We start from the raw sequence: 1,654 nt of genomic DNA, 5'->3' as shown, positions 1-1,654 counted from the left end.
GCTGACATTTCCCAAGTGATGCCTGTTCTGACGGATTTTGATGGATTTTGTGGTCATTTTCAAGACTGACGGTCGGATCAGCTGCGCGAGTGGCCGTTTTGATGGTTTCTTGGCCGCCGCGTTCACGGTTTTCGTTGATTTCCACCCATTTGGGGTGCGACAAGACACAACTGTCGAGCCGCTTTTGTCTGGGTTTCGTTGAGCTGCGTGTCATGTAGGTCTTGGCGGTGGTTTGAGGGCACGGATGGCAGTGAGGATTTGCCCGAAGATGTTGCGTGGGACAGCAACCTCAGCCAATTGGAATGTGATCTTGCGGGCATGGCGCACAACCCGCGCCCCGATCTTGATCAGGCGGCTTTGAATGCTTGTGAGCGACCAATCGGCGACTTCCTCGGGTAGGTCAGCGCGTTTGAGGAAGCTGCCCAGAATGTAGGCCAGCGCATGAAGCTGAAGCCTGACCTCATTGTCGCGGAACCGCTTGCAGGAAAGCCGCGTCCAGTTGATCGCGTATTTGCCTTCCTTGATGTGCTGCTCAGCAGTGCCACGCTGATTGTAGAAGCGGATGATCCATTTTGGCTCCATCGGCAGGTTGGTGACGACAAAGCCCATGCGGGGGAACAAGTCGCCGGGGTGCCATTCCACTTTGGCAATCACGCGGCGGGCCTTGGCCCATGATGCGGCCCGATACTCAAAGTCATGGTAGAAGCGCTGCACATAATTGGGCGGACGGCCCACGGGGCGCTTGAGAAGATGCGAGACAGCCTCTCGCAGCACAGCGTTGCCCTTGAGGCGGATGGTGTAGAAATAGCTCTCCGCTTCCAGCATCTCGTAAAGCTCTGGAATGGCAAAGGCTGCGTCGGCCCGAAAGAAGCGCATCAGATCACGCTTTTTGTAGCGGGCGATGACAGGGGCCATAACTTCCTTCCAGCCGTCGGCGCTGTGGACGTTGCCCTTACGCAGGGCGCATCGCTCAAGGTCACCGAACTGATTGAACACAAACAGCGGATGATAACACTTGCAGCCAAAGTGACCGTTCCAGGCCGTGCCTTCCTGATCTCCGTGGGTGGGGCTCACGGAGCTGTCCATGTCCAGCGTGATCCATTTGGGCGATTGCGCGTCGTGCAGAGCATCAATCCATTGCCCCGGCATATCTGCCAATGCGGCACGGTTATGCGCAGAGGTGAGAATGTCCGTCTCGAACCTCGCCATTTGGCTGGTGGAAGCGGCCCATTCATCCACGGCACGGCCCCCCACGACCTGACGCATCACTGGATCATGTGCGAGCCGTTCAGCGTCGTTGACATCCGGATATCCCGCCAGCCGCCCAAAATTGGATTGACGCAGAAGACCAACAAGTGAGTGCACTCCATTCTTGCCGCGCCTTGTGTCTTGCAAGCTCTGGCCTGCCAAATCGTGCAAGCCCAGCACCTCATCAAGCTCTCGAAACAGGAGCAACCCGCCATTAGAGCTGATCTTGGAGCCGTGGAATTCCAGCCGCACACGAGGGTCAAAATCCACCCGGAAATCGCCTTCAGAACCCGCACCCGTAGGGTGATCCAGCATTGCAGCCTCCAACGCAAGTTAACATGCTGTAATGTAACACAAAAAAACGGACAAACGAAGCTAAATCACGCGATCACTTGGGAAATGTGGG

General features: G+C 56.5%; 1 protein-coding gene. It reads right to left on the bottom strand.

Going from position 1 to position 1,654, the window contains the following annotated elements:
• Positions 1-210: 210 nt before the first annotated feature.
• Positions 211-1,560 carry an IS1380 family transposase gene (locus tag BUB72_RS18455; protein ID WP_083588735.1) on the bottom strand — a complete coding sequence of 450 codons (1,350 nt, stop codon included), beginning with the start codon at positions 1,558-1,560 and terminating at the stop codon, positions 211-213.
• Between the last annotated feature and the right edge of the window lie 94 nt (positions 1,561-1,654).

This window comes from Litoreibacter ascidiaceicola (assembly GCF_900129235.1).
Classification (GTDB): domain Bacteria; phylum Pseudomonadota; class Alphaproteobacteria; order Rhodobacterales; family Rhodobacteraceae; genus Litoreibacter; species Litoreibacter ascidiaceicola.
Note: the sequence above shows the minus strand (reverse complement) of the source record. Positions and strands in the feature narration are given on the sequence as shown.